Annotated in this window: 6 protein-coding genes; 1 reads left to right on the forward strand and 5 read right to left on the reverse strand. The window is 64.7% G+C overall.

Annotated elements, in window-relative coordinates:
• Positions 1-1,308 (forward strand): mucoidy inhibitor MuiA family protein (locus MOV74_RS28515; RefSeq protein WP_246929957.1); only part of this gene is annotated, 1,308 nt, incomplete at its 5' end.
• A 142-nt stretch (positions 1,309-1,450) separates the two neighbouring features.
• Here MOV74_RS28515 and MOV74_RS28520 read toward each other — a convergent pair.
• From MOV74_RS28520 to MOV74_RS28540, 5 genes are all read right to left on the reverse strand, one after another.
• The gene (locus tag MOV74_RS28520; protein ID WP_309486845.1) at positions 1,451-2,245 is read right to left on the reverse strand and encodes a heme ABC transporter ATP-binding protein; all 795 of its coding nucleotides are present in this window, start codon (positions 2,243-2,245) and stop codon (positions 1,451-1,453) included.
• Between the two features lie 47 nt (positions 2,246-2,292).
• Complete coding sequence (locus MOV74_RS28525) at positions 2,293-3,192, reverse strand: carbohydrate ABC transporter permease (RefSeq protein ID WP_404979186.1); 900 nt, start codon at positions 3,190-3,192, stop codon at positions 2,293-2,295.
• Positions 3,185-4,141 (reverse strand): carbohydrate ABC transporter permease, encoded by a 957-nt coding sequence (locus MOV74_RS28530; RefSeq protein ID WP_246929961.1) that lies wholly within the window; start codon positions 4,139-4,141, stop codon positions 3,185-3,187. The genes MOV74_RS28525 and MOV74_RS28530 overlap by 8 nt, the downstream gene beginning before the upstream one ends.
• 197 nt (positions 4,142-4,338) lie before the next feature.
• On the reverse strand, positions 4,339-5,682 hold the full coding sequence (locus MOV74_RS28535) for an ABC transporter substrate-binding protein (protein ID WP_246929962.1): 1,344 nt from the start codon (positions 5,680-5,682) through the stop codon (positions 4,339-4,341).
• 85 nt (positions 5,683-5,767) lie between these two features.
• Positions 5,768-6,397, reverse strand: a 630-nt coding sequence (locus tag MOV74_RS28540; RefSeq protein ID WP_309486844.1) for an NAD(P)-dependent oxidoreductase, incomplete at its 5' end; no start/stop codon positions are given.

The raw sequence follows: 6,397 nt of genomic DNA on the forward strand, positions 1-6,397 counted from the left end.
ATCGACTCGGCCAACGCCCGCCGCAAGTTCGCCGAGCACTTTGCGGAAGCCGCCCCCGTCGGCATCGGCGAGAAGGGCGAGGCGCGGCCGATTGCGGAATGGCGCACGGCCTTTGCCGCGGTCGGTGAGGAAATTGCGAGCGCCGATACGGCCATCCGTGATGCGACGCGCAAATTGCGCGAGATCGATCGCCAGATCGCCCAGCTCGAAGCCGAGCGCAAGGCCAAGCCGGCGAGCAAGCTCGAGGTTCGCATGGACATTGCCGCGCCGGCCGCGACCAAGGCGACGTTGCGGGTCACCTACAATGTGCGCAATGCGCGCTGGATGCCGCTCTACGACGCCCGGCTCGACACCGGCGCCAAGGACCGCAAGGCGCAACTGGAGCTGGTCCGTCGTGCCGAGATCACGCAATCGACCGGGGAGGATTGGTCCAACGTCACGCTCGGCGTCTCCACGGTTCGCATCAGCCGCGGCGGCAGCGCGCCGGAGCTGGGCTCGCTCGTGGCGCAATATCCGCAACCGCAGAGGCCAATGGCACTCGGCACGGCCTCCGATCTGGCGCGGCCCGCGCCGATGACGCGTCAGGCACAATCGCCCGCGATGGCCAAGGTCGCGGAGTCGGCCGAGCCGCGTGAACGCGCCGACGAACAGCAGGCTGTCGCCGAGATCGGCGACTTCCAGGCCACCTTCAGAATTCCCGGTCGCGTCAGCCTCGGCGCAGCCGAGGGCGCCAAGAGCCTGCGCATCGCGGCAATGACGGTGCCGGCCGATCTCGCTGTCCGCGCCGCGCCGGTGTTGGATCCGACCGCCTTCCTCGAAGCCAGCTTCAAGCAGACGGATGACACGACGCTGTTGCCGGGCAAGGTCGCGATCTATCGCGACGGCGTCTTTGTCGGTCGCGGCAAGATCTCAGCCTCTGCCAAGGACGACATCGTGCGGCTCGGCTTCGGCGCCGACGACAAGGTCCGAATCGAGCGCGCTGTGCTCAAGCGCAACGAAGGCTCGGCCGGACTTCTGGTCACGACGTCGAAGACGGACGAGCGTTCGTTCAAGACCACCATCCGCAATGGTCACGACTTCCCGATCAAGGTCGCGATCGAGGATCAGCTGCCGGTCAGCGAGAGCGAGGACATCGTCGTCGAGATGCTGCCCGCGACCACGCCGCCCACAGCAAAAGATATCCGTGACAAGCGCGGCGTGCTGGAATGGTCGTTCGACGCCAAGGCCGGCGAGGTCAAGGACATCAACTTCGCCTGGCGCATCCGCTGGCCAAAGGACAAGGGCATGGTGATCGTGCCGGCGGGGTAGGTTGCCGGCCACGAACGAGGTGCGCCCCCTCTCCCGCTTGCGGGAGAGGGTTGGGGCGAGGGCTCTTTCCTCTGGGAGAATCTTCGTTGTCGAGACACCCTCTCCCCAGCCCTCCCCCGCCAGCGGGGGAGGGAGCGCACCTTCACCGCGGCGGCACCGCTGCCCGCATCGATTGCGGTAGCACATACGGTACGCCGTCAGCCTGATGCACGACGGCGTCGATCTCGAAGATGTCGCGTATGGTCTCGCGGGTGAGGACATCCGTCCGCGAGCCGTCTGCGGCGAGCTTGCCGCCAGCCAGCACGACGAGCCGGTCGGCGAAACGGATTGCGAGATTGAGGTCGTGCAGGATCGCGATCACGGCCGTGCCGCTGCCGGCGCGGCGGCGGGCGGCTTCTACGAGGTCGATCTGGTGACGCAGATCGAGGCTCGAGGTCGGCTCGTCCAGCAGCAGAAGTCCCGGACCATGCTCGGCTTCGCCGCAGGCGAGCTGCACCAGGACGCGGGCGAAATGGACGCGCTGCTGCTCGCCGCCTGATAGCGTCGGCAATTGCCGTTCGTGGAAATGTGCTAGCCCGACCTCGTCCAGCGCAGCATCGACGAGCGGTCCAGCTTCACGCGCGCTGCGCTCGCCTGCGCCCATCTGCACGATCTCCTCGACGGTGAAGGGGAAGGTGACGTTGATGTGCTGGGACAGCATCGCGCGGTGCGCGGCGAGCTCCCGCGGCGTGAAGCTGCTGATGGCGCGCTGCTTCAGGCGCACCTCGCCTGCGTTCGGCCGGAGATCGCCGGAGAGCAGCCGCAGCAGCGTCGATTTGCCGACGCCGTTCGGGCCGATGATGGCGACCATCTCGCCGGCCGCAACCATCAGGCCGACCCCATCGAGCAGCGTCGCGCGGCCCGCGCGCTTGTTGGCGGACGCACGCGTTATGCGGATCGCGTGTTGCAGTTTTGTGAAACCGGGCCAAACGCCGCAGTTGCGATCTACTCCTTTACCGCGCCGGTCAGCGAGGAGACGTAGTAATCCACGAACAGAGAGTAGAAGATCGCAACCGGCAGCGATCCCAGCAGCGATCCCGCCATCAGCGCGCCCCACTGGTAGACGTCGCCGGTCACGAGCTCGGTCAGGATCGCGACCGGCACGGTCTTGTTGGCGCCGCTCTGGATGAAGGCGAGCGCATAGATGAACTCGTTCCAGGACAGCGTAAAGGAGAAGATGCCGGCCGAGATCAGCCCGGGCACCGCGAGCGGCAGCGTGATACGCCGCAGGATCTGCAGGCGTGTCGCGCCGTCGACCAGTGCGCATTCCTCGAGCTCATAGGGGATCGACTTGAAATAACCGATCAGGAGCCAGGTGCAGAACGGCACCAGGAAGGTCGGATAGACCAGGATCAGGGCAAGCGGCGAATCGAACAGGCCGAACTGCACCACGACGGTGGCGAGCGGGATGAACAGGATCGACGGCGGCACGAGATAGGCGAGATAGATGCCGAGGCCGACATAAGGACTGCCGCGGAAGCGCAGGCGCTCGATGGCATAGGCGGCGAGCGTAGACGCGATCAAGGACAGCGTGGTCGAACCGATCGCGACCAGCATCGTCGTCTTCAGCCAGCGCGGATAGGCGGTGTCGAACAACAGATGCTTGATGTGGGCGAGCGTCGGCGAGGAGATCCAGAACGGATTGTGATCCTTGTAGTTCATCAGCTCCGCGTTCGGCTTGAACGAGGTGATCGCCATCCAGTAGAACGGAAACAGCAGGATCAGCACGAAGCAGCCGAGCGGCAAATAGATCATCATCAGCCGCCGCAGCCCGGAATCCCAAGCCATGGTGTCGGGTGCGGCCTTGGCGTCCGCGACGCCCGGTTGCGCGACGGTGTCAGTCATTGGCCTCTCCCTGCTGCCATTTGCGGCGTGCCAGGCCGAAATATGAGAACAGCGTCGCGAACACCAGGAACGGGATCATCGACACCGCGATCGCCGCACCTTCGCCGAGCTCGCCGCCGGCGATGCCGCGCTGGAACGCCAGCGTCGCCAGCAGATGGGTCGAGTTGACCGGCCCGCCTCGGGTGATGGCGTAGACCAGCTGGAAATCGGTGAAGGTGAAGATGATCGAGAAGGTCATGACGATGGCGAGGATCGGCATCATCATCGGGAAGGTGATGTAGCGGAAGCGTTGCCAGGCGCTGGCCCCGTCCAGCATCGCGGCCTCGTAGAGCGAGGGCGAGATGGTCTGCAGGCCCGCCAGCAGCGAGATCGCGACGAAGGGAATGCCGCGCCAGATGTTGGCGACGATCAGCGAGAAGCGCGCCGGCCATGGCGAGCCGAGGAAGTCGATGTTGCTCGATCGCCAATGCAGCACGTCGACGAGGAGATAGGAGATGATCGAGAACTGCGGATCGTAGATCCACCAGAACGCCAGTGCCGAGAGCACGGTCGGCACGATCCAGGGCAGCAGGATGATCGCCCGCAGGATGCTCTTGAACGGAAAATGGTTGTTGAGCAGCAGCGCGAGCCAGAAGCCGAGCGCGAACTTCCCGAAGGTCGCGATCCCCGTATAGACCACGCTGTAGAATACCGCGTTCCACCATAGGGGATCGGTGAGCAGATACTGGAAGTTCTCGAAGCCGACGAAGATGCCGCGCCGGCCGATCGTGGTGTCGGTGAAGGCGAGCCAGACGCCGAGGCCAAGCGGATAAGTGAGGAACACCGAGAGCAGCCCGATCGCGGGCGCCAGGCACATCACGATGAGGAACGGCTTGTAGTCGAACAGCCGCACCAGCCAGGACGGCTGCCGCTGCGCCAGTGCGGGGGAGGAGAGGGTGGTCACGGACATTAGTGTGTTGTCCTGTCGTTGAAGGTCACCACGTCGTCATTGCGAGCGAAGCGACTTGTCCGCCGAAGCCTTGGCGAAGGCGGAAGCAATCCAGTCTGAGTCTGCGGAGGCAGTCTGGATTGCTTCGTCGCTTCAGTGCAAAATTGCTTTGCAATTTTGTCACGAGCTCCTCGCGATCACGGCGGCTTTGTCGATGTCTACCGGCCTTGCCGCCGGAAGTACCGCTTGCACCGCTGCTCGGCTTCGGCGGCGGCGGCTTCCGGCGTGGCCGCGCCGGTCGCAACGGACGCGCACATCTGAATCAGCACGTAGTCGGCGCTGACGGCTCCGGTCGCCGTCGAGATCGGGCCTTTGTAGCCGTCATAGTAAGTGCTGTTCATCGAGTTCTTGAACAGCTTCACCTTGGGATCCTGCGACCACACGGCGGCCTCGGCATAAGCGGCCAGCGGCTGGGACCAGTAGCCGGAATTGGCGTTGAGCCACGGCTCGTACTGGTCCTTTTCCAGCATGTATTGCAGGAAGGCCTTTGCGGCGTTCGGATACGGGCTGTGCTTGAACACCATGGCGTTCAGCGTCAGGCCGGCCATCGGAGAGACCTTGGCGAGGCCCTTGGGCAGCAACTGATGCTCGCTGTCCTCGGCGATCGCCTTGGTCGCCGGATCGTTCTTCAACGAGAAGTACAGCGAGACGCCGTTGGCGGTGAGGGAGATCTCCTGCGAGGAATAGGCGCGGTTGTTGCTGACGTCGTTCCACGATGGCGTGCCGGCGATGAAGGTCGGGTAGAGCTCCTTGACCCAGTTCAGCGCGGCGATCGTCTCCTTGCTGTTGATGACCACATTGCCTTCCTCGTCGAGCAGGGCAGCGTTGTGCGACCACAGCGCCCAGTTGGCGAAGCCGTTGCCGTCGCCCTTGGCGTTGCCGAGTGCGAAGCCGGCCGGCTTGCCGGCCTTGTGCAGCTTGCGGCAGAGGTCGAGCACGCCGGCATGATCCTCCGGTACCTTGTCGAAGCCGACCGATTGCAGGATCGACTTGCGGTAGATCAGGGGACCTGCGGTGGCGCCGAACGGCAGGCCGATCCAGGACTCGCTCTTGCTCTTCTTGCCGTATTTCTGCGCCAGCGGCAGCCAGCCGCCATAACGCTTGCCGAGATAGTCGGCGACGTCGGTCAGCTCGATCAGCTTGTCGACGTAGATGTGGGGGGCGTCGGAGAAGCCGATGATGATGTCGGGGCCCGCGCCGGAGTTCGAGGTGACGGCGGTCTGCTGGTTGATGTCCTCCCAGCCGACGAAGTCGACCTTGACCTCGACCCCGGTCTCCTTGCTGAACTTTGCCGTATTTGCGCGGAACACGTCCTCGTCGGCCTGAACGAAGCGCACCGGGCGCAGCATGCGCAAGGACGCGCCCTTCTCGATCTCGCGTTTGGGCGCCGCCACGTCGGCGGCTTTGATGTTGGATGTTTGCGCTGCAGCACCGGTGGCGGCGAACGTTGCAGCGGATAGGCCCAGCGCCAAGGCATCACGACGTGTGATGTCGTTCCTCATCAGTACCTCCCTATATATGTTCCCTTCCCGGCGTTGGTCGCCGGTGAAGGGTCGTTTCGGTCGTTGGCGCCTTAGCGCCGGCCGCCTAGCTGTTCGGCCCGCGATCCATGCTGACGGGTTGCCAGCGACGGAGCGCGGTGTCTTGCAGCACCGACGGATTGACGCAGCTTACCGGCCACATGCCCTGCAGCACCAGTGACAATTCGTAGCCCACCCGGCGCTTGCGCGCTTCGTCAAACCGTGCCGAGGCCGACGCGACATGGGCGGTCAGGGTCACGTTCTCCATGCGGAGCAGGGGATTGTTGTGCGACGGCGGTTCCTTCTCCAGCACGTCGAGGGCGGCGTGCGCGATCCAGCCTTCCTGCAGCGCCTTGATCAGGCTCTCTTCGTCCACGGTGGCGCCGCGTCCGGTGTTGACGAAGATCGAGCCCTTCTTCATCTGCCGAAAGTGCTTCTCGGTCAGCATGTGATGGACCTCGGGCCTCGCCGGGGCATGCATCGAGACGAAGTCGGATTGCGACAGCACCTCGTTCAGCGTCGCCGGGATCACGCCGTGGTCGTACATCAGCGTTTCCTGGATGAAGGGATCGTAGGCCATCATGCGCAGGCCGAACGGCGCGGCTCGCTTCGCAACTGCACGCGCGACGCGGCCGAACGAGACGAAGCCAAGCGTCTGGCCCATCAGCCGCGGAACCTTGAGCAGCGCCGGCCGGCC

This window comes from Bradyrhizobium sp. SHOUNA76, from assembly GCF_023006445.1.
GTDB lineage: Bacteria > Pseudomonadota > Alphaproteobacteria > Rhizobiales > Xanthobacteraceae > Bradyrhizobium.